At 59.7% G+C, this 25,338-nt stretch carries 25 protein-coding genes; 12 read left to right on the forward strand and 13 right to left on the reverse strand.

What is annotated here, in order from left to right:
- Positions 1-25 precede the first annotated feature (25 nt).
- The gene (locus AB4O22_RS05425; protein ID WP_460095970.1) at positions 26-703 is read right to left on the reverse strand and encodes a phytanoyl-CoA dioxygenase family protein; all 678 of its coding nucleotides are present in this window, start codon (positions 701-703) and stop codon (positions 26-28) included.
- Between the two features lie 414 nt (positions 704-1,117).
- Entirely contained in the window at positions 1,118-1,396 is a 279-nt protein-coding gene (locus AB4O22_RS05430; protein ID WP_460095971.1) for a short-chain dehydrogenase, read from the reverse strand.
- A gap of 311 nt (positions 1,397-1,707) precedes the next feature.
- Here AB4O22_RS05430 and AB4O22_RS05435 point away from each other — a divergent pair, with 311 nt between their 5' ends.
- Positions 1,708-3,897, forward strand: coding sequence for a GAF domain-containing hybrid sensor histidine kinase/response regulator (locus tag AB4O22_RS05435; RefSeq protein WP_003204102.1), 2,190 nt, complete (start codon positions 1,708-1,710; stop codon positions 3,895-3,897).
- A gap of 232 nt (positions 3,898-4,129) precedes the next feature.
- On the opposite strand, the gene AB4O22_RS05440 is transcribed toward AB4O22_RS05435, so the two are convergent.
- Positions 4,130-4,312 carry a hypothetical protein gene (locus AB4O22_RS05440; RefSeq protein WP_155772350.1) on the reverse strand — a complete coding sequence of 61 codons (183 nt, stop codon included), beginning with the start codon at positions 4,310-4,312 and terminating at the stop codon, positions 4,130-4,132.
- A 248-nt stretch (positions 4,313-4,560) separates the two neighbouring features.
- Here AB4O22_RS05440 and AB4O22_RS05445 point away from each other — a divergent pair.
- The 6 genes from AB4O22_RS05445 to AB4O22_RS05470 all read left to right on the forward strand — a co-directional run bounded on the left by AB4O22_RS05445 (position 4,561) and on the right by AB4O22_RS05470 (position 8,786).
- A protein-coding gene (locus AB4O22_RS05445) for an IS3 family transposase (protein ID WP_460095854.1) occupies positions 4,561-5,783 on the forward strand; the annotation gives its coding sequence in 2 pieces (ribosomal slippage) (positions 4,561-4,912 and positions 4,912-5,783; 1,224 coding nt in all).
- 157 nt (positions 5,784-5,940) lie between these two features.
- Entirely contained in the window at positions 5,941-6,351 is a 411-nt protein-coding gene (locus tag AB4O22_RS05450; protein WP_003204097.1) for a glycine zipper domain-containing protein, read from the forward strand.
- A 35-nt stretch (positions 6,352-6,386) separates the two neighbouring features.
- Positions 6,387-6,692 carry a hypothetical protein gene (locus AB4O22_RS05455; RefSeq protein ID WP_223472555.1) on the forward strand — a complete coding sequence of 102 codons (306 nt, stop codon included), beginning with the start codon at positions 6,387-6,389 and terminating at the stop codon, positions 6,690-6,692.
- 405 nt (positions 6,693-7,097) lie between these two features.
- A complete protein-coding gene (locus AB4O22_RS05460; RefSeq protein ID WP_027911463.1) occupies positions 7,098-7,304 on the forward strand; it encodes a hypothetical protein in 207 nt (68 codons plus the stop codon).
- Positions 7,305-7,391: 87 nt separating this feature from the next.
- Positions 7,392-7,754 carry a hypothetical protein gene (locus AB4O22_RS05465; protein WP_003204092.1) on the forward strand — a complete coding sequence of 121 codons (363 nt, stop codon included), beginning with the start codon at positions 7,392-7,394 and terminating at the stop codon, positions 7,752-7,754.
- Positions 7,755-8,090: 336 nt separating this feature from the next.
- On the forward strand, positions 8,091-8,786 hold the full coding sequence (locus AB4O22_RS05470; RefSeq protein ID WP_003204089.1) for an HAD-IA family hydrolase: 696 nt from the start codon (positions 8,091-8,093) through the stop codon (positions 8,784-8,786).
- A 69-nt stretch (positions 8,787-8,855) separates the two neighbouring features.
- Here AB4O22_RS05470 and AB4O22_RS05475 read toward each other — a convergent pair whose 3' ends face one another.
- Positions 8,856-9,602 carry a 3-oxoacyl-ACP reductase family protein gene (locus tag AB4O22_RS05475; RefSeq protein WP_003204087.1) on the reverse strand — a complete coding sequence of 249 codons (747 nt, stop codon included), beginning with the start codon at positions 9,600-9,602 and terminating at the stop codon, positions 8,856-8,858.
- 125 nt (positions 9,603-9,727) lie between these two features.
- Between AB4O22_RS05475 and AB4O22_RS05480 the strand changes: the two genes are divergently transcribed.
- On the forward strand, positions 9,728-10,651 hold the full coding sequence (locus AB4O22_RS05480; RefSeq protein ID WP_043042632.1) for a LysR family transcriptional regulator: 924 nt from the start codon (positions 9,728-9,730) through the stop codon (positions 10,649-10,651).
- Between the two features lie 106 nt (positions 10,652-10,757).
- Here AB4O22_RS05480 and AB4O22_RS05485 read toward each other — a convergent pair whose 3' ends face one another.
- The 4 genes from AB4O22_RS05485 to AB4O22_RS05500 form a co-directional block, all read right to left on the reverse strand.
- The gene (locus AB4O22_RS05485; RefSeq protein WP_003199432.1) at positions 10,758-11,720 is read right to left on the reverse strand and encodes an IS110 family transposase; all 963 of its coding nucleotides are present in this window, start codon (positions 11,718-11,720) and stop codon (positions 10,758-10,760) included.
- 247 nt (positions 11,721-11,967) lie between these two features.
- The gene (locus AB4O22_RS05490) at positions 11,968-12,696 is read right to left on the reverse strand and encodes an aspartate/glutamate racemase family protein (RefSeq protein ID WP_003204081.1); all 729 of its coding nucleotides are present in this window, start codon (positions 12,694-12,696) and stop codon (positions 11,968-11,970) included.
- Between the two features lie 60 nt (positions 12,697-12,756).
- Positions 12,757-14,286, reverse strand: coding sequence for an NCS1 family nucleobase:cation symporter-1 (locus tag AB4O22_RS05495; protein WP_003204080.1), 1,530 nt, complete (start codon positions 14,284-14,286; stop codon positions 12,757-12,759).
- A gap of 452 nt (positions 14,287-14,738) precedes the next feature.
- Entirely contained in the window at positions 14,739-15,482 is a 744-nt protein-coding gene (locus tag AB4O22_RS05500) for a phosphoadenylyl-sulfate reductase (RefSeq protein WP_013693959.1), read from the reverse strand.
- 174 nt (positions 15,483-15,656) lie between these two features.
- On the opposite strand from AB4O22_RS05500, the gene thrH reads away from it, so the two are divergent.
- The gene (gene thrH / locus AB4O22_RS05505; RefSeq protein ID WP_223472556.1) at positions 15,657-16,274 is read left to right on the forward strand and encodes a bifunctional phosphoserine phosphatase/homoserine phosphotransferase ThrH; all 618 of its coding nucleotides are present in this window, start codon (positions 15,657-15,659) and stop codon (positions 16,272-16,274) included.
- Between the two features lie 39 nt (positions 16,275-16,313).
- Here the strand turns inward: thrH and AB4O22_RS05510 are convergent, their stop codons facing one another.
- From AB4O22_RS05510 to rloA, 5 genes are all read right to left on the reverse strand, one after another.
- Positions 16,314-17,276 (reverse strand): IS110 family transposase, encoded by a 963-nt coding sequence (locus AB4O22_RS05510; protein WP_003199432.1) that lies wholly within the window; start codon positions 17,274-17,276, stop codon positions 16,314-16,316.
- A gap of 311 nt (positions 17,277-17,587) precedes the next feature.
- Positions 17,588-18,931, reverse strand: a complete 1,344-nt coding sequence (pabB, locus tag AB4O22_RS05515) for an aminodeoxychorismate synthase component I (RefSeq protein ID WP_223472557.1) — start codon at positions 18,929-18,931, stop codon at positions 17,588-17,590.
- 166 nt (positions 18,932-19,097) lie between these two features.
- Entirely contained in the window at positions 19,098-20,084 is a 987-nt protein-coding gene (locus AB4O22_RS05520; RefSeq protein ID WP_013693958.1) for an alpha-L-glutamate ligase-like protein, read from the reverse strand.
- The gene (gene rloB, locus AB4O22_RS05525) at positions 20,084-21,616 is read right to left on the reverse strand and encodes an osmotic stress tolerance membrane protein RloB (protein WP_003204068.1); all 1,533 of its coding nucleotides are present in this window, start codon (positions 21,614-21,616) and stop codon (positions 20,084-20,086) included. The genes AB4O22_RS05520 and rloB overlap by 1 nt, the downstream gene beginning before the upstream one ends.
- Before the next feature lie 5 nt (positions 21,617-21,621).
- Positions 21,622-22,158, reverse strand: coding sequence for a retropepsin-like aspartic peptidase RloA (gene rloA, locus AB4O22_RS05530; protein ID WP_003204066.1), 537 nt, complete (start codon positions 22,156-22,158; stop codon positions 21,622-21,624).
- A 280-nt stretch (positions 22,159-22,438) separates the two neighbouring features.
- On the opposite strand from rloA, the gene AB4O22_RS05535 reads away from it, so the two are divergent.
- The 3 genes from AB4O22_RS05535 to prpC are packed head-to-tail and all read left to right on the forward strand — an operon-like array spanning position 22,439 to position 25,208.
- On the forward strand, positions 22,439-23,152 hold the full coding sequence (locus AB4O22_RS05535; RefSeq protein WP_223472558.1) for a GntR family transcriptional regulator: 714 nt from the start codon (positions 22,439-22,441) through the stop codon (positions 23,150-23,152).
- Positions 23,149-24,039: a methylisocitrate lyase gene (prpB, locus tag AB4O22_RS05540; protein WP_223472559.1), complete on the forward strand. Its 891-nt coding sequence runs from the start codon at positions 23,149-23,151 to the stop codon at positions 24,037-24,039. Before AB4O22_RS05535 ends, prpB begins: the two co-directional genes overlap by 4 nt.
- A 41-nt stretch (positions 24,040-24,080) precedes the next feature.
- Complete coding sequence (gene prpC, locus AB4O22_RS05545; RefSeq protein WP_460095972.1) at positions 24,081-25,208, forward strand: bifunctional 2-methylcitrate synthase/citrate synthase; 1,128 nt, start codon at positions 24,081-24,083, stop codon at positions 25,206-25,208.
- Positions 25,209-25,338 lie beyond the last annotated feature (130 nt).

Here is a 25,338-nt window from a genome sequence, read left to right on the forward strand (position 1 = left end):
CGCATAACTTTTATCGACTAAAAACCTAGCCCCCGAAAGCAAACTCCGACGGTGCGAATCGGTCGCTGGTGTCCATACGAATATTGCGCAGCGCCACGGTTTCCAGGTGTGACGCGTAGAGCGACTCCGAGAAATAGCTGACCAGAATGGAACGACGGCGTGCGCCGATCACGTTCAGGCTACCCGCGTGCACCAGGTCGACATCGAACACCAGGATGTCACCGGCAGAGCCTGAAAGCTGTACGGCACGGGACTCGTCATTGAAGTCGAAGGGTGGGGCGCCTGGCTCAGGTCGATGGCTGCCGGGGACGATCCGTGTCGCGCCGTTCTCGGGGCCGTAGTCGTCGAAAAAAGCCAGGGCGATGGCGATGTCGCCTGGGCGCTGGGCTGACAAGTCGCGGTGCAGTTGTTGGTGGCCGTTACCCGCCAGGGGCTCGCGTCCTTCCACTTGGGAGAGAAAGAATCGCTCGCCGATCAACTCACCTGCCACCGCCAGTAGCTGGGGTAGACGACATACGGCCTGAATCTTCGAATCATCGTCCAACATCGAATAGCGCCAGTCCATGCCGCGGGGCACTGGCCATTGGTCCGACGGCCGCACACCTGCATCGAACACGGCACGAAGGTCGGCCAGCCACTCGGTCGGGATTGCTTGACGGAGCAGGGCGTAGCCGTCTTGGTGGAGTTGTTTGTGGTCAGGCATGGTTTTTTCGACTTCCTTGTGCGGACCTTTGGAAGGCTAGTATGCAAACCAAAGTGGGACCACCAGCCCTTGATGAGTCAGGGGCTCTGTAGGAGCTGTCGAGTGCAACGCCGTTCAAGCGGGAGCAAGCTCTCATGGAACAAATTGCAACCATGTGATTTTTAAGGCTGAAAATACATATCGATCGTTCCCACGCTCCTGCGTGGGAATGTCGCCAGGGACGCTCCGCGTTCCGCTTCTGGAAAGTGACGCAGAGCGTCACGGGATGCGTTCCCACGCAGAGCGTGGGAACGATCAAAAATAGATACCTCGTGGACGTCGCTCTAGTTCCCTGCGCGACAGCGCAGCGTCGAAGACGTGGCGGGGACTCCTCGCCACAGGTTGTCGGCTTGCAGGCTTATTTGGCGGGCATGCTTATAGAGTGGAGCCTACCGGTGCCGTATCTAATCTTCGGGCAATCACATCCATCACGTCGCACTCATCACGCAGTGGGATGCAGCAAAGCTGCGCCAGATCTTGCAAGGTCGCGGGGTCGATGGTCTGTTCATCGCGCATCGCCAAATTCTCCAGGAATTGGGTGGCGGCACGGATTTGGTAGGCTGCTGAGTCGAGCAGGATGTGCAGCGGGGCGGTGGTATCGACGTAGAGGGGTTGGTCGTCGGCGTTGCTGGTAAGGCCCATGTATTGATTCATAAGTAAGCTCCACTGGATAGTTTTGCCCACTGCGGGTCGCCAAACCCGGTCGCCATCTGGGCGACGGCAAAACTATAGACAGACGCCCCCACAAAAACGACGCAATAGATGGATAGGCAGGCCAATTCCCAACGATATGTAGGACCTTTCTGTAGCCCCACCCCCATTTTCGCCTTTCATCCCCCATTTGCCCCCCGATGCGTCCCACAATCCAATCGCGCATTCCCACCCGGCGCGGGATAATACGGCCCTGCTTGGGGTCACAAGCTTTTCCCCTCGTTGGTATTGGCGGCTCAGAAGGATCGAACGCAATGACAGATTGGCTCCAGAGCTATGGAGAAATGGCTGAGCGGGTTCGCCGCCATCCTTGGGAGGACACGCCGCTCGGGCCGCCTGCCCAGTGGCCCGATGTATTGAAGACCACCGTGGCGCTGAGCCTCGCCTCGCATTTTCCCCAGGCCATCGTATGGGGGCCGGACCTGATCACGCTGTACAACGATGCGTTCCTGCCGATCCTCGGCAGCAAGCCCGAGGCGCTGGGGCGGCCGTTCAATGAGGTTTGGCAGGAGGTCTGGAGCGATATCGGGCCGATCGTGCAGGGCGCCTTCGATGGGCAAGCGACCTTTATAGAGAACTTCCCCCTGGTCATCGAGCGCGGCGGCGGTCCTGAGCAGGCTTATTTCACCTTCTGCTACAGCCCCATCCGTGACCAGTTCGGCAAGGTCGTGGGCATGCTGGATACGGTCACCGAGACCACGTCCACGGTGTTCATGACCCAGCGCCTGGCCGTGCTGGATGCCATCGGCAATGCCGTGGCAAACGCCACCGACCCGCAGAGCATCATGGCAGCCACCACACGGATCCTGGCGGCGCACCTGAACCTGTCCAACTGTGCCTACGCGGACATGGATGAGGACGAGGACGGCTTCACCATTCGTGGTGATTGGGCCAGGGTGGGGTCGCCGCATATCCTTGGGCATTATCGACTGGCTGATTTTGGCCGACTGGCGGTCACTAACCTGCGAACTGGCAAGCCGCTGGTGATCAACGATAACCTCAAGGAGCTGGCGCCGGAGGAAGCGGCGACGTTCCAGGCCATTGGCATCGCGGCCACCATCTGCGTGCCGTTGATCAAGGGCGGGCGATTGACCGCGCTGATGGCGATCCACGATAAAACGCCGCGAGTCTGGTCATCCAACGACCTGGCGCTGTTGATGGAAGTCACAGAGCGATCCTGGGCCCACATCGAGCGTGCCCGTGCCGACGCTGCCGTGCGCGAAGGCCTGGCGGCCCTGGCCGAATTGAACGCGACGCTGGAAGAACGGGTCGAGGAGCGCACCACGCGCTTGAAACAGACCGAAGCGGCGCTGCGCCAATCGCAAAAGCTCGAAGCCATCGGCCAGCTCACCGGCGGCGTGGCCCATGACTTCAACAACCTGCTGACCATCATTCGTTCTTCGGTCGACTTCCTGCGCATGCCCAGCCTGTCCGAGGAGCGTCGGCAGCGCTACATGACGGCGGTGTCCGAAACCGTGGAGCGCGCCTCCAAGTTGACCAGCCAGTTGCTCGCGTTTGCCCGACGCCAGCCGTTGAAGCCGCAAGTCATCGACGTGGGCAAGCAAGTGCAGAGCCTGGGGGACATGCTGCAAACCGTCACCGGGGCGCGGATCCAGGTCCATGTCGAGTTGTGCGATCGGCCCTGTTACATCCGGGCGGATCTGAGCCAGTTCGAGACCGCGCTGATCAACATGGCCCTCAATGCCCGGGATGCCATGAATGGCCAGGGTACGCTGTGGCTTCGGCTCAGTTGCGGCGGTGGCATGCCGCCGATCCGTGGTCATGCCGGGGCCGGGCAATCCTTTGCTGCCATTGCCTTGGCGGACACCGGTACCGGTATTGACTCGCCAGTGCTCGAGCACATCTTCGAACCCTTCTTCACCACCAAGGAAGTGGGCAAGGGCACGGGGCTGGGCTTGTCCCAGGTGTTTGGCTTTGCCAAGCAGTCCGGTGGCAACGTCGATGTTTCGACCGTGGTGGGCGAGGGCACGGTGTTCACCTTGTACCTTCCAGAAGTGGCGCCCGAGAAAAACCACGAGCCGGTCAAGGAAGAACTCACCCACCTGCTGCCGGAAAAGGGCAAGTGTCGGGTGTTGATCGTGGAAGACAACCTGGAGGTGGGGCGTTTTGCCAACCAGATCCTTCAGGACCTGGGCTACGAAACTGCCTGGGCGACCAACGCCGAAGAAGCGCTGGAAATGGTCGGTCCGGATGCGATGGCATTCGACGCGGTATTTTCTGATGTGGTGATGCCGGGGATCAGCGGCATTGCCCTGGCCAGGGAACTGCGCCAGCGGCGCCCGGATTTACCTGTGGTGCTGACCTCTGGTTACAGCGAAGAGTTGGCCCACAGCGGCCATGAGGGCTTTGAATTCTTGTCCAAGCCCTATTCTGCGGATCAGGTTTCCCGGGTTCTAAACCGGACTATATTGGGGGCTGAATGAGTGTTTCCTTTTTGAAACAGTGAGTTCCATTCGTCGGCCAAGGGCTTTGTTGAATCAACAGTCTGTTGATGACCGACTAGTCTCATTGTCGTGAAGGTCGATATTGTCAGGCAACCGGTTGTTGCCGGTATGGGCCTCGATGAAGGGGAAAGGCAATGGGAGCACCGTATAGCGAGGAGAACACTGCCGCGTATCCGATCAATGAAGGGTTGCAGTGTGGCCAGTCGGCCTATCATGCGGACTTCGGTGACGAGCCGATCAAGTCCATCAGGACGAAGGTGGCCAAAGTGCAGCGAGGGGAGAAGGCCAAGTTCTTGCCCAGGGTCCCGGTCAGAAAGTGACGGCGGATCGTGGTAGGGGAGCTTGCTCCCGCCGGGCTGCATAGCAGCCCTTTTTTTTTGATCGTTTTTTTCATTCCCACACTCCTGCGTGGGAACGTCGCCAGGGACGCTCCGCGTTCCGCTTCAGGGGCCTCTCTACATAAATATTTTTCATCTTTTCTCAACTGGCATTTACTTTCACGTTTCTTTCACAAGCAGGTACGTACTCTCAGCTCATCCGTTAGAAAGCAGTACCTGCCCGTTTCCCCAGCGGGCTTTTTTTTGCCTGTTGTCTCGTCCTGAATAAGGTTTACACCTTCTGACCTATCCTCAGGGGGAACCAATGGATTCAGGAAAAAAGCGCAGTCAGCGTGATTACACGCTGAGCTTTAAATTGGCGGTCGTCGATCAGGTTGAAAAGGGCGAACTGAGTTATAAAGAGGCTCAACGGCGTTATGGGATCCAGGGCCGGTCGACTGTGTTGGTGTGGTTACGCAAGCATGGACGGCAGGACTGGAGCCAAGGCGCCTCCATTCGTGCCCAGAGGAACCGACCGATGGCCGAGCCAAATTTGCCGCTGACACCAGAGCAGCGAATCAAGGAGCTGGAGGAAAAGCTGGCCCTTTCCAACCAGAAAGCCCAATTTTTTGAAGCTGTCGTTGACGTACTAAAGAACGATTACGGTGTTTCTGTCGTAAAAAAGCGATCCGGCAAGTCCTCACCCAAGGGCAAATCGAAGGCCTGAGTGTCACCAGGGCTTGCCAGTTTCTGGGTATCTCACGGCAGGCGTATTACAAGCGCAATCGAGCTTACGACGCACAAGCCAGCCACGCGCAAAAGGTGCTGGGGTTTGTGCTGGAGACACGCCTTGAAATGCCCCGGTTGGGCACCCGCAAGCTGCATGGCCTTATGCAATCCGAACCTGAACTGACGCAAACGGTAGGCCGAGATCGGTTGTTCGATATTTTGCGGGATCATCGACAACTGGTCCCACGCAAACGCGCTTATCACAAGACGACCGACAGCCATCATCGCTTCCGTCGACATCCGAATCGGCTCAAGCCCGGCCCTGACCAGGTCACTGCGACCGGCCCGGAACAGGTCTGGGTGGCGGATATAACCTACTTACCGACCGAGCAAAGCGTCGCTTACGTAAGTCTGGTCACTGATGCGTTCTCGCGCAAAATAGTCGGCCATCACGTGCATGAAAGCCTGCATACCGAGTCAGTCATCCGGGCGATGACGAAAGCTCTTCGCCACCGAAGAACCAATCAACCGTTGGTACATCACTCAGATCGGGGCTCGCAATACTGCTCTGATCTCTACCAAAAGCTGCACGCCAAACATGGCGTCAGGTGTTCGATGACTGATGGCTACGACTGCTACCAAAATGCTCTAGCGGAACGAGTGAATGGGATTCTGAAAACAGAATTTCTTTTACACCGTCCCAAAGACCTTGCCCAAGCCAAGCGCATGGTTGAGGAATCGATAGAAACCTATAACCGTAAGCGACCTCATCTGTCCCTGAAATACAAAACGCCCGATGCGGTGCATCGGGCGTTTTGAGACTGAAACAGGTGTAAACCTATTTCAGGACTAGACATGTCATAAAATAAACCCCCGTTTTGTTGTCCAACCATCATGGCTGACGCTGTCTGGCGTAAACTCGCGCCCGCGCGCACCGGCCATTTCTCCCCGATGCGGCATTTTTGAGGTTTCTATCATGCGTTTGACTTTGTCCACCTTGGTACTGGGGTTGGTGGTTGCCCAGGGCGCGATGGCTGCCGGCGACGGTACCGCCGCGGTCGGCGGTGGTCTGGGCGGTGTATTGGGCAACGTGGTCGGCCAGCAGATGGGCGGCAGCACCGGCGCCGCGATTGGCGCGGGCGTTGGCGGCGCAGCCGGCAGTGCCGTAGGCGCTCGCAAGGGCAGCCGCACCGAAGCGGCCATTGGCGGTGGCTTGGGGTCGGCTGGTGGTTCGGTTGTCGGTAACCGTCTGGGCGGCTCGACCGGCTCCACCATCGGCGCAGGCATCGGCGGCGCGGCGGGCGGCGCGTTGGGCAGCAACCTGTCCAATGACAACGACCGTCACTCCAGTGGCAAGAAGTACAAGCACAAGAGAAAGCATCGTTAAGCGGATGCTTGGATGAATAGACCCGGCCTTGTGCCGTGATGCTGTTCATCTGGAAAAAACGGCGCTTCTTTCAGAAATGGGAAGCGCCGTTTTTTTTTGCTTCTTTTGATGCCCAAAGCAAGCGCAACAGACAGCTCCAGCCGCTATGCAACCGCACCACCGCCATCGCGAGCAAGCTCGCTCCCACATTGGGCCGCAGTGAACATAGAACTCATGAACACCCGAGATCACCTGTGGGAGCAAAGCTTGCTCGCGATGAGGCCAGCAAACCCAACATCCATGTGACTGAGCCACCGCCATCGCGAGCAAGCTTTGCTCCCACAGATGTGATGGGTGTATGACCGGGAGAACCAGGTCGGCTATCAGGCCGCCACACGGTGGCCCACGTAGCAATGCTTGTGTTCAGGCACACCGAGCCTAAGCGAGGTGCCGAGTGGTGGGCATAAAAGCGTTTTGCTTACTTTTGACTGGGCCGGCTTCCGGGCTTTTCAAAAGTGACCCGCCGTAAGGGCGGAACCATAAGCCGCCGTTACCAAAAAAACGGATATACACTCCAACCTGCCCCCCCCAAAAAAAACGGCAAATCAAAATCTCCGGAACGATTGCCATCCCCCCGCTTCGAACTCATACATCCATCAACAATTGCGAGGTGTACCATGACGCCGCAAACGCAAGGCCAGGAAGAACAAGACTCCTCGGGCGCACCTGTGGTCAATGACCCGGGCAATGAAGACCCCGGTTCCCTGATGGATGACGCCCAGGTTCCCTTGATCGAGGAAGATGAAACCCCGGAATACCCGCTGCCTTCGCCCACCAACTCCCTGAGCCGCGACCAGCGTCCACCCGATGACGATGCGGGCGTCGAGCAAGTACCCAGCGACGATGAGGATGTCGAAGCGACCCCGGATGACCCGGACATCGCCGGTGACGATGCCTCCGGCAAGCCGAGCTGATCGCAGGTCCGTCTGTCGATTCAGCGGCACCATCGTCCCGCCACGCGTGCCACACATCAGGTAAGGATCTTGAAAAGGAGACTCACCATGATGAAGTCCAACATGACAGCGCTGACACTCGCCGGGATTCTTTCGCTCAGTTCACTGGCTGCCTTGGCAGAATCTTCGGGCGGCACGCCCCCCGTGGACAAGGGCGGGATGCCCCCTTCCTCAGAAATGGAGGCCGGCTCCAACTCCGGTGCCAACGGTAACGCCTTGCCCCCGGGCTCCGTGAGCGGCGGCAACGGCGGCGATGCCAACGGCAGTAGCACCAGTCCCGGCACCGGGAGCGGTTCGATGAGTGGAGGCAGCACGATGGGCGGTGCCGACGCCGGCGGTGGGACCAACGGAGGAACCGGTACCAGCGACAGTGGTGCCAGTGGTTCGGGCTCTGGCAGCTCGGGCCAATAGCCGTCCCACCATCATCCGGCATCGATCTGCTTTTGTGACGAGGGCGCTTGCTCCCGCTCGGTTGCACCGTAGGAGCTGTCGAGTGCAACGAGGCTGCGATCTTTCCCCTGTCAATTGAGTCCTGAGCGAAAGATCAAAAGATCGCAGCCTCCGGCAGCTCCTACAGAGCGCAACCCAGCGGGAACAAGCTCCCTCGTCACGGACCCCGTCCATAGATTTCCCATTGCCGGTTCCAAGCCCCCTTCGTTATCCTGCTGAATCCTTTAAGGCGAACACGCTGCCCTGGCCGCACCTGAGCCATCCCTGGAATGTTGTGTTGATAACGGATCAGATGCGATGAATGCACCCCTGAAAGAGTTTGGCCCGATCAAGGCTGTGATTTTCGACATGGATGGGCTGTTGCTGGACACCGAGGGGATCTACACCGAGGTCACGTCCATCATCGCCGAGCGCTACGGGCGCACGTTCGATTGGAGCGTCAAACAGAACATCATCGGGCGCGGGGCCACGGACCTGGCCAATTACGTCGTTCAGGCGCTGGAATTGCCGATCACCCCCGAAGAGTTCCTGGTCATCCGCGAGCCCTTGATGCGCGAGCGTTTTCCTCATGCCCTGGGGATGCCCGGCGCCGAGGAACTGGTGCGGCATTTGAAGGCCCACAACGTTCCGATTGCGGTGGGCACCAGTTCGTCGAGCCCCACGTTCGCACTGAAAACCACCTTGCACCGGGAATGGTTCGCGCTGTTCGACTTCATCGTGACGGCGGATGATCCTGAGGTCGGCGCGGCGAAACCGGCGCCGGATATCTTCCTCACTGCTGCCCGGCGCCTGGGTGTCGAGCCGCGCGACTGCCTGGTGTTCGAGGATTCGCCGTTCGGGGTGACTGCCGCGAAAGCCGCCGGCATGACCGCCATTGCCATTCCGGATTCGGCCATGGCGGATGAAAAGTACGCCCACGCCGACGGGATCATTCGCTCCTTGAAAATGTTCCAGCCCAGCCTTTGCGGTCTGCCGGAGTTGGAGTGGGCCTGACCCCATCGCGCTACACAACAAAACGCCGGTCATGGTTAAAGCCATGACCGGCGTTTTTTCATGCCTGTATCAGGCGCCGAAACCACCGTCGATGGTCAGGCTGGCGCCGGTGATGTAACCGGCTTCCGGCCCTGCCAGGTAGGCGACGAAGCTGGCGATTTCATCGACGTTGCCGTAGCGCCCGACAGCCATCAGCGACATCAGGCTGGAGGCGAATTCGCTGTCGGCCGGGTTCATGTCGGTGTCCACCGGGCCGGGCTGCACGTTGTTGACGGTGATGCCGCGTGGGCCGAGGTCACGGGCCAGGCCTTTGGTCAGGCCCACCAGCGCGGCCTTGCTCATGGCATAGGGCCCGCCGCCGGCGAAGGGCATGCGGTCGGCGTTGGTGCTGCCGATGTTGATGATCCGGCCCCCTTCGCCCATGTGCCGCGCAGCGGCCTGAGTGGCGATGAACACGCTGCGCACGTTGATGGCCAGGGTCTGGTCGAAATCTTCGAGTTTGAATTCATCCAGCGGCCCTATCGCCAGCACGCCAGCATTGTTGACCAGGATGTCCAATCGGCCAAAAGCCTCGACGGTGGCCGCGACGGCGTTACGGATGGCCTCGGCGTCGGCGCTGTCGGCCTTGATCGCCAGGGCCTTGCCGCCTGCTGCGGTGATGCTGTTCTGCAGTTCTTCAGATTTTGCGCCAGAGCTGACGTAGGTGAAGGCTACGGCGGCGCCTTCTGCTGCCAGGCGTTTGACGATGGCGGCGCCGATGCCGCGAGAACCGCCCTGGATCAAGGCGACTTTACCGCTCAGTGCTTGGTTACTCATGATGATCTCCAAAAAGTGCCGGGGCGAGATGCCGCGGTGATGGGGCGAGTATCAAGAAGGTGCCGTGGGCTGTGTAGACCGTCATTGCTATAGTCTGTCTAAACCAAAAGTTTAGAGTGAGGCTCATGGAGACCTTCAACAGTATCGAATGCTTCGTGCGCAGTGCCGAAGTCGGCAGCTTTGCCGAGGCGGCGCGACGTCTGAGCGTGACCCCGGCCGCGGTGGGTAAAAGCGTCGCCAAGCTGGAGGCGCGAATGGGCGTACGCCTGTTCCAGCGTAGCACCCGAAGCCTGAGGCTGACCGAAGCCGGCCAGTTGTTCTTGGGGGAAGTCGGTAGCAGCTTCAACACCATCCAGAACGCCGTCGCCAACCTGGCCAGCGCCGGCGGGCAACCGGCGGGGACGCTGAAAGTGAGCATGGGCACGGCGTTCGGTCGATTGTATGTCGTGCCGTTGCTGGGGGAGTTTCTGCGACGTTATCCGGCGATCAACCCCGACTGGCATTTCGATAATCGCCAGGTGGACCTGATCGGCCAGGGCTTCGATGCCGCCATCGGCGGCGGTTTCGAGCTGCCCCAGGGGGTGGTGGCGCGCAAGTTGACGGTGGCTCATCGGGTGCTGGTTGCATCAACGGACTATCTGCAAGCGCATGCCGCCGTGACAGAACCGGAAGATCTGTCACTGCATCAAGGCATCCTGATTCGCTCACCACAGACCGGGCGCGTGCGTTCCTGGCAACTGACCAGCCGCAATCGGGAACACAGCCCGCTGACGCTCAAGACGCGCATGACCATGAGTGATTCGGAAGCCGACTGCGCGGCCGCCGCCCAAGGGTTGGGCATCGGCCTGGTGAGCATGCCGATCGCCGTTCCCTTCCTGGAAAACGGGACGCTGCAGCGGGTGCTGCCGGACTGGTATGTCGACGATGGCAACATCTCCATCTACTACGCCGAACACAAACTGTTGCCGGGCAAGACCCGGGCGTTTGTGGATTTCATCATCGAGCAGTTTGCCGAGCAGGGGTTGGCGCGGCGGTTCAGTGCGGTTTGAGTCGGGCTTGGAATCGAGTTGGCCCCAATCGCGAGCAAGCTCGCTCCCACACTGGTTTTGTAGCGACCACACATTTCGTGATCGCCAAAAATCCCTGTGGGAGATTCTATGTTGCAGGGCAACCCTGCAACATAGGCTTCGGCTGGTATTCGCTCTGATTTTTCATCAAGGCAAATGCCACCCGGCAGAGCTTGCGAGCAAGCACCACCAATGCCTGGGTTTTTGAGAAGCCTCTGACCAGGTACGACTCATAAAACGGTTTCCATCTAGGCGAGCGACATGCCGTCATTGCAGCGATATGAGCTAATCGGCGTATTTCTGGATCCCCCTTTTTGCTCAGGTATCGGGGACCGTTCTTTTTTCCAGAATCATCGACCCGCAGGTCCATCCCTAAAAACGCGATAAATGCATCACTGTCCGCAAAATCACCTCGCATAAAACTCGTCGCCAACCCAGTTGCGACCAGTTCACCAACGCCTTCGATGGCTTTGCAGCGGTCGATATTCGCCTCAATTCCCGACTCTTTGCTAACTTTTTGTAGCAACTTCTGGATGGCCTGAATCGCCTCTTTGAACGCTTTTTGCTGAGCAATCAGCGCTTTTTTTAACAAGGGTTCGTCGGCCCAGCTCAACATAAGACCGGCGTGATTCTTGACCAGCGTCGCGCGCCGATGAAGCAGGCTTTTTAATGTCGTGTAAGCCTTCGGTGGCGGGTTCCAGAGCCGCAGCTCGTGCTGTTCATTGGTCAAATACCGCGCCAGAAGACGGGCATCACAAGGATCGTTCTTAGCTCTTTGGCCGATGCCGCGACGATAGTTGCTCACCCGGTAAGCATCCACGACATAGACCTGATGACCCATCGCGTGAGCCAGCTCGACGGTATCCAGGTGATAGATATTGGTGGCTTCAACGGCAAGAGCGCTTTGGGTGGGCAACGTTTTTAGCCAGCGCTTGAGGGCTGTTCGATCATTCTTGATAGTGTCGATGGCTTGCAGATCAGAGCGATAAACAACAATTTCGGCCTTGGCTATATCGATACCAACAACCGTCTGCGAGGTAAGGATTGTCATGACGAATCCTCGGAGCTAGGGTTTAGGTGCTTGTCGGGGTCTACCTTTGCGCTGGCTTGTCTCTATCGTCGGTTTACCGATGAATTCCTTATTGGCGCTTTGGGTAGAAAGGGCGGGACGAGAAGTCTCCCACGGTCCGTACTGGCTAGAGTCGGAATCGAGCTTTTAGTCCCGCCCACCCCTTCAAGTCTAAACATACAAGCGAGCCTGCTCGCGAAGGGGGCACCTCAGTCTAAAAACCGTGAACTCACCGCCCAAACCGCCCCGGCCAGCCAATGATGGTCTTGGGCCGAGGCGTCGCGTAAGTGCGTACTTTCGACGTCGACAACCCCAGCCGCACCAGCGCTTCGGCAATGGTCACCGCCGCCGTCACCCCATCGACCACCGGCACGCCGGTGCGCTGGCGGATCTGCTCGTCGAGCCCGGCCATGCCGCCGCAGCCCAGGCAGATCACTTCGGCCTTGTCCTGGCTCACTGCCAGTTCAGCCTGTTGGACGATGGCTTCAATCGCCCGTTGCGGATCCTGCTCCAGTTCAAGCACCGCCAAACCACTGGCCCGTACCGAGGCGCAGCGGTCGAACAGGCCGGACAGCTTGAGCCGGTCTTCGATCAGCGGCACGGTGCGGTCCAGGGTGGTGACCACCGAGTAAGCGTGGCCGAGGAACATGGCGGTGCTGGCGCCGGCATCGGTGATGTCCACCACCGGCACGTTGAGCAGTTCCTGCAAGCCTTCACGACCGTGTTCGCCATAACCGGCCTGGATCACCGCGTCGAACGGCTGGTCGTAGGACATCACCCGGTCCATCACCGCGATGGCCGCCAGGTAACTTTCAAAATTGCCCTCGATGGAGTCGGCACCGAAATGCGGCGTGAGCCCGACGATCTCGGTGCCCGGGGCGGCGACGGCCTGGGCCTGGCGGGCGATGGCCTGGGTGATGGATTCGGTGGTGTTGACGTTGACCACGAGAATTCGCATGAGCTGTCCTCCTTAACACATAAAAATAAGTGGCCCGAACCTGGCGGGCCGCTTGAGCAATCAATGATTGACGTTATCCACAGCGATGGATTCGCCGCTGACGTCCTCGTAGTACGGCTGGCGCTTGGCGATGATCAGGTACAGCAGCCCTGCAATCGAAGCGCCAATCAGCCAGGAGAATGGTGAAACGCTGTCAAAACCAGGCACCAGCGCCAGGATGATCGCGATCAGCGCCGCTGGAATGAACGCTGCCACCGCCCGCAGGTTGACTCCATTGCTGTAGAAATACGCCCCGTTTGGGTCCTCGCTATACAGTTGCGGCACGTTGATGCGGCCTTTTCGCAGCAGCCAGTAGTCGACCATGATCACGCCGTACAGCGGCCCGAGCAGGGCGCCGAGGCCGGACAGGAAATACACGATCACCAGCGGGCTGTTGTAGAGGTTCCACGGCAAGATCAGCACGGCAATGGCGGCGCTGATCAACCCGGCGCGGCGGAAGGTCAGGTATTTGGGCGCCAGGTTGCTGAGCACAAAGGCCGGGGCGACGAAGTTGGCCATGATGTTCACCGCCACGGTGACGATCAGGAAGGCCAGGCAGCCCAACACGAGGAAGAAGGTGTTGGGGATCGAGGCAATCACCTGGGTCGGGCTTTCAATGATTTGCCCATTGATCTGGAACTGCGCACCGCAGAGCAGGATGGTGATCCCGGCAAACACCAGGATGTTCACCGGCAGGCCCCAGAAATTGCCGACGACGATGGTCCGGCGGCACGGCGAGGAGCGGGCGAAGTCGCAGAAATTGAGAATCAAGGTGCCGTAGATCGACAGCCACAGCGCGCCACCGGCAAAGATATTGCGCCACATCTCGCCTCCGGTCAGCGGTTCGCGGATCGACCAGGCAATGGTGGCGTCGGCCTGGGTATACATCCAACCGGCCAGGGCGGCGACAGTCACCAGGATCACCGGCCCGGCAAAACCTTCGTAGCGGCGCACTGTTTCCATGCCGTAGGCCAGGATCACCAGTTGAACGAACCAGATCGCCACGAAACACACCCAGCCCAGGCTCGACAGGCCGAGGATCGAGTCGTGGTCGTAGTCGGCGAAGCTCGGGTGGATCGCCACCAGCAACACCCGGAACACCACCGACGCCAGGTAGGTCTGGATACCGAACCAGGCAATGGCGATGACCGCCCTGATCAAGGCCGGAATCTGCGCGCCATGGATCCCGAAGCTGATCCGGCTGATCACCGGGAACGGCACCCCGGTTTTCTGGCCCATGTAGCCGGACAGGTTCATGAAGCCATACACCAGCGCCGCGCCTATCCCGAGGGACAGCAAGATCTGCCAGCCACCCAGGCCCAGGGCATAGAGGCCGATGGCGAAGGAGTAGTTGGCGATGTTGTGCACGTCGTTGGTCCACAGGGCAAAGATGCTGTAGCGACCCCAGCGTCGACCTTCGGCCTTGGTCGGCGCCAGGTCTTTGTTGTGCAGCCTCGGGCTCAGGGCCAGGGACGCGGCAGTGTTGTCGTCGAGGGCCGTGGTGGTGGAGGGCAGATCCAGCGCGATGTTATTGGAGAGACTTGTACGCATTCCGGCAGGCTCCTGATTCTCGGCGCAGCGATGACTGTGCATGAGCGCGGAGCTCGACAAATCTTCGTCGCGGCGGGCGAGCATCATTGATTACGGGGCATCTGCAGCCTGTACGGGATAGGGCGCTTCAGGCTTGCGGATCTAAAGTGTGTGTATGTTTTATATAAGTTGTATACAAAACATGTGTCGACTAAAGCCAGATCTATGCCACTTACGGATCTATTCGAAGAAGCACTAATTTCGTTTCGTTATGATCGTTGAGTAACTAACTGAAATACCGTGATTTAAAACTGACCGTTTAAACAGGTATTTATTTTTTGGCGAACGCCAGTGGAGTTGGAAGGGCAGGCGAGGCGGGAAGGTGTGTGTAACCTTTGGGGGCAGTAACGTAATAAGTGCACACAAAAATGCCACTTGTAGTGACATTTTTGTGTACAGGGTGCGGCGGACGCTTAGACGGTCTTGGATTTGGCGATGATGTTACCGGCGTGCAGCCCGCATTCTTTCTGCGTGGCTTCTTCCCACCACCAACGGCCTTCGCGCTCGTGCTGGTTTGGCAGCACCGGGCGGGTGCAGGGCTCGCAGCCGATGCTGATGAAACCGCGTTCATGCAGGCTGTTGTAAGGCAGCTCCAGCATGCGGATGTAACCCCAGACTTCTTCGCTGGTCATCTGCGACAGGGGGTTGAACTTGTACAGGGTACGCTCCGGAGTGGAAAACGCCGTGTCGATTTCCAACACCGCCACCTGGCTGCGGGTGCCGGGGCTCTGGTCGCGGCGCTGGCCGGTGGCCCAGGCGCGGACATCGGTCAGTTTGCGCCGCAATGGTTCGATCTTGCGGATGCCACAGCACTCGCCGTGACCGTCCTTGTAGAAGCTGAACAGGCCTTTTTCCTTCACGAAGGGTTCAAGTTTCGTGTAGTCCGGCGAAACCAGCTCGATGTCGATCTTGTAGTGCTCGCGCACTTGGTCGATGAAACGATAGGTTTCCGGGTGCAGGCGGCCGGTGTCGAGGCTGAACACCTTGACGTTCTTGTTCAGTTTCCAGGCCATGTCCACCAGCACCACGTCTTCGGCGCCGCTGAAGGATATCCACAGCTCGTCGCCGAATTCGGCGAAGGCCAGTTTGAGGATGTCCTGCGGGGACTTGTTGGCATAGGTCGTGGCGAGTTCCACGACGTCAAACGATGGGCTCATCAGGGCGGTTTCCTACAGGTCGGTGGCGCTGGGCGCTCTATATGGGGCTGATGGTAACAAAAGCTGTCGGGGCTGGCGCGTTCCTGTGCGTTGCGCAGGCTTCGACGAATGGCTAGAGTCGGCAAGCCTTTTGTTCGCTCAACCGATAAACATCAGAAAAAATGGGAGTGTCTTGTGGAAATTGCCTGTCTCGACCTGGAAGGTGTACTGGTCCCGGAGATCTGGATCGCCTTCGCTGAAAAAACCGGGATTGACTCCCTCAGGGCAACCACTCGGGACATTCCCGACTACGACGTGCTGATGAAGCAACGGTTGCGCATCCTCGATGAACACGGCCTCAAGCTTTCCGACATCCAGGAAGTCATCGCCACCCTCAAGCCGCTGGACGGCGCCATCGAATTCGTCGACTGGCTGCGTGAGCGCTTCCAGGTGGTGATTCTTTCCGACACGTTCTACGAATTTTCCCAGCCGTTGATGCGCCAGTTGGGCTTCCCGACGTTGCTCTGCCATCGCTTGATTACCGATGACAGCGGGCGGGTGACCGGCTACCAGTTGCGTCAGAAAGATCCCAAGCGCCAGTCGGTCCTGTCCTTCAAGAGCCTGTACTACCGGGTGATCGCGGCGGGGGATTCCTACAACGACACTACGATGCTGGGCGAAGCCGATGCGGGGATTCTGTTCCATGCGCCTGAAAACGTGATCCGTGAATTCCCGCAATTCCCGGCGGTGCACAGCTTTGCCGAGTTGAAGCAGGAATTCCTCAAGGCTTCGAACCGCAGCCTGAGCCTGTAACAGACGCCATTACTGTAGGTACAAAACCTGTGGGAGATTCTATGTTGCAGGGCAACCCTGCAACATAGGCTTCGGCTGGTATTCGCTCTGATTTTTCATCAAGGCAAATGCCACCCGGCAGAGCTTGCGAGCAAGCACCACCAATGCCTGGGTTTTTGAGAAGCCTCTGACCAGGTACGACTCATAAAACGGTTTCCATCTAGGCGAGCGACATGCCGTCATTGCAGCGATATGAGCTAATCGGCGTATTTCTGGATCCCCCTTTTTGCTCAGGTATCGGGGACCGTTCTTTTTTCCAGAATCATCGACCCGCAGGTCCATCCCTAAAAACGCGATAAATGCATCGCTGTCCGCAAAATCACCTCGCATAAAACTCGTCGCCAACCCAGTTGCGACCAGTTCACCAACGCCTTCGATGGCTTTGCAGCGGTCGATATTCGCCTCAATTCCCGACTCTTTGCTAACTTTTTGTAGCAACTTCTGGATGGCCTGAATTGCCTCTTTGAACGCTTTTTGCTGAGCAATCAGCGCTTTTTTTAACAAGGGTTCGTCGGCCCAGCTCAACATAAGACCGGCGTGATTCTTGACCAGCGTCGCGCGCCGATGAAGCAGGCTTTTTAATGTCGTGTAAGCCTTCGGTGGCGGGTTCCAGAGCCGCAGCTCGTGCTGTTCATTGGTCAAATAACGCGCCAGCAGACGGGCATCACAAGGATCGTTCTTAGCTCTTTGGCCGATGCCGCGACGATAGTTGCTCACCCGGTAAGCATCCACGACATAGACCTGATGACCCATCGCGTGAGCCAGCTCGACGGTATCCAGGTGATAGATATTGGTGGCTTCAACGGCAAGAGCGCTTTGGGTGGGCAACGTTTTTAGCCAGCGCTTGAGGGCTGTTCGATCATTCTTGATAGTGTCGATGGCTTGCAGATCAGAGCGATAAACAACAATTTCGGCCTTGGCTATATCGATACCAACAACCGTCTGCGAGGTAAGGATTGTCATGACGAATCCTCGGAGCTAGGGTTTAGGTGCTTGTCGGGGGTCTACCTTTGCGCTGGCTTGTCTCTATCGTCGGTTTACCGATGAATTCCTTATTGGCGCTTTGGGTAGAAAGGGCGGGACGAGAAGTCTCCCACGGTCCGTACTGGCTAGAGTCGGAATCGAGCTTTTAGTCCCGCCCACCCCTTCAAGTCTAAACATACAAGCGAGCTTGCTCGCGATAGCGGTGCATCAGCCAGCACAAAGGCTGCTGACCCAACGCAATCGCGAGCAAGCTCGCTCCCACAAGGTCTTGTGTCAGGCCTGGGACTTGTTCAGAGGTTCTGCAAGGTTTCCAGCAGCACCTTCACCTTGGTAATCGACTCCTGATACTCGGCCTCCCAATCCGAGTCCGCGACAATCCCGCCGCCGCCCCAGCAGCATACCTGCCCATCCTTGACCAGCAGACTGCGGATGGCGATGGAGCTGTCCATTTCCCCGCGCACGTCCAGGTACAGCAACGAGCCGCAATACAGGCCGCGTCGGGTCGGTTCGAGTTCGTCGATGATTTGCATGGCGCGGATTTTCGGCGCGCCGGTGATCGAGCCGCCGGGAAAGCTGCCGGCAATCAGGTCGAGGGCGTCTTTACCCACAGCCAACTCGCCGGTCACGCTGCTGACCAGGTGATGCACGTTCGGGTAGCTTTCCAGGCTGAACAACTCCGGCACCCGTACCGAGCCGATGCGGCACGTGCGGCCCAGGTCGTTGCGCAGCAGGTCGACGATCATCAGGTTTTCCGCCCGGTCCTTGGGGCTGGCCAGCAGCTCGGCGGCGTGGGCCGCGTCTTCGCTGGGTGTTGTGCCGCGGGGCCGGGTGCCCTTGATTGGCCGGGTTTCCACCTGGCCTTCGCTGACCTTGACGAAGCGTTCGGGGGACAGGCTCAGCACCGCGCCGCCATCGGGCAGGCTCTGGAAGCCGGAAAACGGCGTCGGGCACGCCGTCCGCAGCGCCTGGTAAGCGGCCCAGGCATCGCCCTGGCAGGGCGCGCGGAAGCGCTGGGCAAAGTTGACCTGGTAGCAGTCACCCGCCTGGATATACGCCTGGATACGTTCGAAGGCCTGTCGATAGGCTTCGGCGCTGAGGTCGGGGGTCATCGGTCCTTCGAGGCTGAAGACGCCAACGGATGCCGCGGTCGGCTGGCTGAACAGCGCGATCAGGCGCTGGCGTTCGCCTTCGCCACAATGAGGGTGGAACACCAATTGGCTGGTGCCGGCCTGGTGATCGCTGACCAGCGCCCAGTCGTACACGCCAAAACGCGCGTCGGGCAGTTGCAGGTCGTCCTTGGCGTGGGAAGGCAAGGTTTCGAGGTGTCGGCCGAAGTCATAGCTCAAGTAGCCGATCAGGCCGCCGGCAAAGGGCAATTGCACCGTGGTCGGAAGTTCCGCGTCACCTAGCAGCGTCAGCTGAATACGCAGGCGTTGCAGGAAATCGCTACCGCTTTCGTCCGGCAACACCGCCAGTTGCACCAATGGCCAGGCGCTGAGCAGGTCGTAACGCCCACGTTCGGCACTCGGCCGGCCACTGTCGAGCAGCACGCTGCCAGGGGCATGACGGATCGCCGCGAAATACTCGGCGGGGTTGGCGCGGTAGGGCAGCGGGTGTACGGAGCAGGTTGGCATGGGCGGGGCAGGTCAGCCGTTCAGGCGGGGGAGCGATTGTAATCCCTCTGTAGGATTTGCTCCTAGAGGGATGTCGGAGATGGGCAAGTATGGGGTTATCGAAGATATTTGGGTGTGAACACTCTGTGGCGAGGGGATAAATCCCCTCGCCACAGAGGGGGTAGCCTCAACCCTCAACCGGCGGAATATGCCCAAACAACGCCTGGGCAAACGCCACGCGTTCTTCCACGGTTTCGGTAACGCCGCGGGCCTTGAGTTCTTCCAGGTGGGCTTCCACCGCGTGGGTGCGCAAGGTCAGGCCGCAGTCGTTGGCGATCTGGATGTTCAGGCCTGGCCGTGCGTTCAATTCCAGGATCAACGGGCCTTTTTCCTGGTCCAGCACCATGTCGACGCCGATGTAGCCCAGCCCGCATAGTTCATAGCAACCGGCGGCCAGCTTCATGAAACCGTCCCAGTAGGGCAGTTGCACGCCGTCCACCGCGTTGGTGGTGTCGGGGTGTTTGGTGATGATGTTGTTCAGCCAGGTGCCGCGCAGGGTCAGGCCGGTGGCGAGGTCGACGCCCACGCCGATGGCGCCTTGGTGCAGGTTGGCCTTGCCGCCGGACTGGCGGGTTGGCAAGCGCAGCATGGCCATCACCGGATAGCCCATCAGCACGATGATGCGGATGTCCGGCACGCCTTCGTAACTGATGCTCTTGAAGATCTGGTCCGGCGTCACGCGGTATTCGATCAGCGCCCGGTCACGGTGCCCACCCAAGGAGTACAGGCCGGTGAGGATGCTGGAGACGTGGTGCTCGATTTCCTCATGGCTGATGATCTTGCCGGACACCGTGCGATAGCGGCCTTCGAAGCGGTCGGCGATGACGATGATGCCGTCGCCGCCAGCGCCCTGGGCCGGCTTGATCACGAAGTCGGTGCGTCCGCCGATGATCTCGTCGAGCTTGTCGATTTCCTTCTCGGTGGAGATCACCCCGTACAGTTCCGGCACATGAATGCCGGCGGCGATGGCCCGTTCCTTGGTGATGATCTTGTCATCGACGATGGGGTACAGGCTGCGCTTGTTGTACTTGAGCACGTAGTCGGCGTTACGCCGGTTGATGCCCATGATGCCCCGGGCTTCCAGGGCCTTCCAGGTCTTCCAGAAGCCGAACATCAGGAGTCTGCCTTGAGGAAGGCCTTGAACCGTACCAGCTCGGTCAGGCGGTAGCCGCGATAACGACCCATGGCCAGCATGAAGCCCACCAGGATCAGCAGGATCGCCGGGAAGGTAAACACGAAGTACACCAGTTCCGGCACGCTCATGATCAGGTGCGCCAGGGACGCGGCGAACAGGGTGCCGATGGCGACTTTCATCGCGTGGCCGGCGCCGCGTTCTTCCCAGGTGATGGACAGGCGTTCGATGGTCATGGTCAGGATCACCATCGGGAACAACGCCACCGACAAGCCGCGCTCCAGGCCCAGCTTATGGCTGAACAGGCTGATGGCGGCGATCAGCACCACCACGAACGTCAGCACCACCGAGAGCCTTGGCAGCATCTGCAGCTTGAGGTGCTCCAGGTACGAACGCAGCGACAGGCCCAGCGTGGTGATCACCGTGAACAGGATGATGCCAAAACCCAGTTGGGTCTCGCGGAAGGCCAGGGCGATCAGCACCGGGGTGAAAGTCCCGAGGGTCTGCAGGCCGATCAGGTTGCGCAGGATCAGGATCACCAGCACGCCGATCGGGATCATCACCATGATCATGAAGGTTTGCTGGGTCTGCAGCGGCAGGCCGTAGAGCGAGTATTCGAGGAAGTTGGCGTCGGTGTTCTCGTCCGTCAGCTTGGCCAGGCGAATGGCGTTCATTTCGCTGTTGTTCATGCTGAAGGTAACGGTGGCTTTCTTGCCGCCATCGACGGTGATCAGGTTTTCATCGCCGGTCCACCACAGCAGGCGGTCGGTGGGCAGGCCCTGTTCGCCGGTGTCCGGATTGAAATACAGCCAGTCGGTGCCGTTGAAGCTGCGCAGCCACAGCTCAGGTGTCTGCGGCTGCTCGGCCACCAGGCGGATGGTGTGGACCTTTTCCACCGGCACGTGGGCGATGGACAGCACCAGTTCGACGATGCGCGCCTTGTTGGCCGAGGAAGGGTCGCCGGCCAGCAACAGCTTGACGTTGTCGTCGTTGAGGTTGTTGACCCGCTTGATCGCTTCGCTGATGAATGTCTCGACGTCGGCCGAATGCTGGCGGATCGGCGCGAGCAGGGCTTCGGCGGCCAGTTTCTCCGGGCCTTCGACGGCGATGCTGTCGCGGAAGGTCGGGCCCTTGACCTTGGTTTTCTCGGCGCTGTAGCGCTTGGTCAGCACCAGGCGGTAATACAGGGTCTGGTTGCCCTTGGCGCGACGGGCCGACCACGTCACCTTGCGGTTACCGTCGACCCGGTTCACCGCCACGCCGTAATTATTGGAAATGAAACTCTCGTTGAGGCTCACATAGTCGCGGCTCAGCGGTGGCACGAACATCTGGATCTTCACCGGGTCCTTGGCATTGGGCACGAACTCGACCTTGGCGTCGATGTTCCACAAGTCGTCGGTGGCGTCTTCGGTGACCGGAATGCCGAGCACGAAAATCTGATAGGCCGTCACCGACAGGCCCAGCACCACCAGGATGGCGATCAGCATTTTCAGATGGAGGGTAAGGGAGCGCATTGGAATTACTCTGCGGTTTGAGCGGCATTGGCGCAGGCGGGTTTGCCGGCAGCGTATTTAAGACTGGGGTCGACCAGCGCGTCGAAGCGCTTGAGCGCCTCGGAACCGATCAGCAACGGGTATTGGAAGGCGCTGCGGTCGGTCAGGTTCACTTCGATGCTGCGCAGGGCCGAGCCCATGCAGATGTCCAGTTCGATGACCGGCCGGGCCGTGTATTTCTTGCCTTCTTCCGGGTCGTAGTCACCGGCGCGGCGCTTGATCTTGCTGACCCGGGCCAGCGGACGTTCGATGGGGTGCGAGTGGGCCGCGTCGATGGCCAGGTAAAAGCGCACCCAGGACTCGCCATTGCGCTTGAAACGCTTGATGTCCCGGGCGCTGAGGGACGCGGTCTTGGCGCCGGTGTCCAGCTTGGCGGCGACCTCCAGGTCGATGCCCTGCAGGGCGGCGTATTCGTTGAGGCCGTACACGGTTTTTTCACCCGCCACGGCAAGCCCCGGCAGGCACATGAAATAAAGAGCAGCGGTGAAGGGCTTGAGTGTCATAGATCCTGGTGCGCAGCGTTCCGTTTATCGGTTCAGGCCCTGGCATTACTGCACAAGCTCCCTGGGCAGCCTTCCCTATAAAAGGAGAGCGGCAAATCGCGCGGCATTCTAGCACGGTGGTTTTCTGACGCCACCGCTGGCCGGACGCTACGACGCATTCAAACGAGCGGTTATGGCGGATGGGCTTATTAGACGATTGTCGACAATGTTGATTTTTTCTTTGACGTTAACGTCGCTATTGGTTAGTTTTTGCCATATTGTTTTTAAAGGTGTCGACAATATGCTCGATCAGCTCGAACCCCCGGTGATGGCCCAGGACGATTCGGAGACCCTCTCCGAGAACGTCTTCCGACGTATCCAGGCCGCCATCGTCAAAGGCGAGATCGCCCCTGGCAGCAAGATCTCCGAGCCCGAGCTGGCGCGCACCTACGGCATCAGCCGCGGGCCGCTGCGCGAGGCGATCCATCGCCTGGAAGGCCAGCGCCTGCTGGTGCGTGTGCCTCACGTCGGTGCCCGGGTGGTGTCGCTGAGCCATGCCGAGCTGCTGGAACTCTACGAAATCCGTGAATCCCTCGAAGGCATGGCCTGCCGCCTGGCGGCCGAACGCATGACCCTGGAAGAAATCGACGAGCTGCGCCGGGTGCTGGAAACCCACGAACGCGATGCGGCGTTCCAGGCCGGTGTCGGTTATTACCAGCAGGAAGGCGATTTCGACTTCCATTACCGGATCATCCAGGGCAGCGGCAACCGCACCCTGACGCAAATGCTGTGCGGCGAGCTGTACCAACTGGTGCGCATGTATCGCATCCAGTTTTCCACCACGCCTAACCGTCCGCGCCAGGCCTTCGCCGAGCACCACCGGATTCTAGACGCCATCGCCGACCGTGACGGCGAACTGGCTGAATTATTGATGCGCCGGCACATCGGTGCGTCCAAACGCAACATTGCGCGTCATTTCCAGGACAGCGCCGCCACTGAACGAGGTGAGTCATGAGTTCCAGCAAGAGCACGCCAGGCCAGCGTTTCCGCGATGCGGTCGCCATCGAGCATCCGCTGCAAGTGGTGGGCACGATCAACGCCAACCACGCGCTGCTGGCCAAACGCGCCGGTTTCAAGGCGATCTACCTGTCGGGCGGCGGCGTGGCCGCCGGCTCCCTCGGCGTGCCGGACCTGGGCATCACCGGCCTGGATGACGTGCTGACCGATGTGCGCCGTATCACCGACGTGTGCGACCTGCCGCTGCTGGTGGACGTGGACACCGGGTTCGGTTCCTCGGCGTTCAACGTGGCGCGCACGGTCAAGTCGATGATCAAGTTCGGCGCGGCGGCCATTCATATCGAGGACCAGGTCGGCGCCAAGCGTTGCGGCCATCGTCCGAACAAGGAAATCGTCTCGCAGCAAGAGATGGTCGACCGCATCAAGGCCGCCGTCGATGCCCGTACCGATGACAGCTTCGTGATCATGGCCCGTACCGATGCCCTGGCGGTGGAAGGCTTGGAATCAGCCCTGGACCGCGCCGCGGCCTGTATCGAGGCCGGTGCCGACATGATTTTCCCGGAGGCCATCACCGAGCTTGAGATGTACAAGCTGTTCGCCAGCCGCGTGAAAGCGCCGATCCTGGCCAATATCACCGAGTTCGGCGCGACCCCGCTGTACACCACCGAACAGCTGGCCGGTGCCGACGTGTCCCTGGTGCTCTACCCGTTGTCGGCCTTCCGCGCGATGAACAAGGCGGCCGAGAACGTCTACACCGCGATCCGCCGCGACGGCACGCAACAGAATGTCATCGACACCATGCAGACCCGCATGGAGCTTTACGATCGCATCGACTACCACACCTTCGAGCAGAAGCTCGATGCGTTGTTCGCGGCGAAGAAGTAAGGCGCGACTCCCCTACAAATTCAAGAAAATGGAGACAGCAAATGGCCGAAGCAAAAGTACTCAGTGGCGCCGGGCTCCGCGGCCAGGTGGCCGGGCAAACCGCATTGTCCACCGTAGGCCAGTCGGGCGCCGGCCTGACTTATCGCGGCTACGACGTTCGCGACCTGGCGGCGGATGCGCAATTTGAAGAAGTGGCCTACCTGCTGCTGTACGGCGAGCTGCCGACCCAGGCACAGCTGGACGCCTACACCGGTAAACTGCGCCAGTTGCGGGACTTGCCCCAAGCCTTGAAAGAGGTTTTGGAGCGCATCCCCGCCGACGCCCACCCGATGGACGTCATGCGCACCGGCTGCTCGTTCCTGGGCAACCTGGAACCCGAGGAAGTCTTTTCCGAGCAGCACGACAAGACCGACCGCCTGCTGGCCGCGTTCCCGGCGATCATGTGCTACTGGTATCGCTTCAGCCACGAAGGCCAGCGCATCGAGTGTGTGACCGACGAAGTGTCCATCGGCGGCCATTTCCTGCACCTGCTGCACGGCAAGAAGCCGAGCGAGCTGCACGTCAAGGTGATGAACGTTTCGCTGATCCTCTACGCCGAGCACGAATTCAACGCCTCGACCTTCACCGCCCGGGTTTGCGCCTCCACTCTGTCGGATCTGTTCTCCTGCATCACCGCCGCCATCGGCTCGCTGCGCGGCCCGTTGCATGGCGGTGCCAACGAAGCGGCGATGGCAATGATCGAGCGCTTCAGCTCACCGCAGGAGGCCATCGAAGGCACCCTAGGCATGCTGGCGCGCAAGGACAAGATCATGGGCTTCGGTCACGCGATCTATAAGGACAACGACCCGCGCAACGAGGTGATCAAGGGCTGGTCGAAAAAACTCGCCGATGAAGTGGGCGATACGGTGCTGTTCCCGGTCTCCGAAGCCATCGACAAGACCATGTGGGAGCAGAAGAAACTGTTCCCCAACGCCGATTTCTACCATGCCTCGGCGTACCACTTCATGGGCATCCCGACCAAGCTGTTCACGCCGATCTTCGTTTGCTCGCGCCTGACCGGCTGGGCCGCCCACGTGTTCGAACAACGCGCCAACAACCGCATCATCCGACCGAGCGCCGAATACACCGGCGTCGAACAGCGCAAGTTCGTGCCAATCGAACAACGCTGAGCTGGAGGGTTCTAGCCGCAGGAACTGGATACCCCCGAAACCCTGTGGGAGCGAGCTTGCTCGCGATTGCGTACTGACATTCAACTAATGTCGACTGATACACCGCTATCGCGAGCAAGCTCGCTCCCAC

The sequence above is a fragment of the Pseudomonas sp. S3_B11 genome (assembly GCF_054667715.1).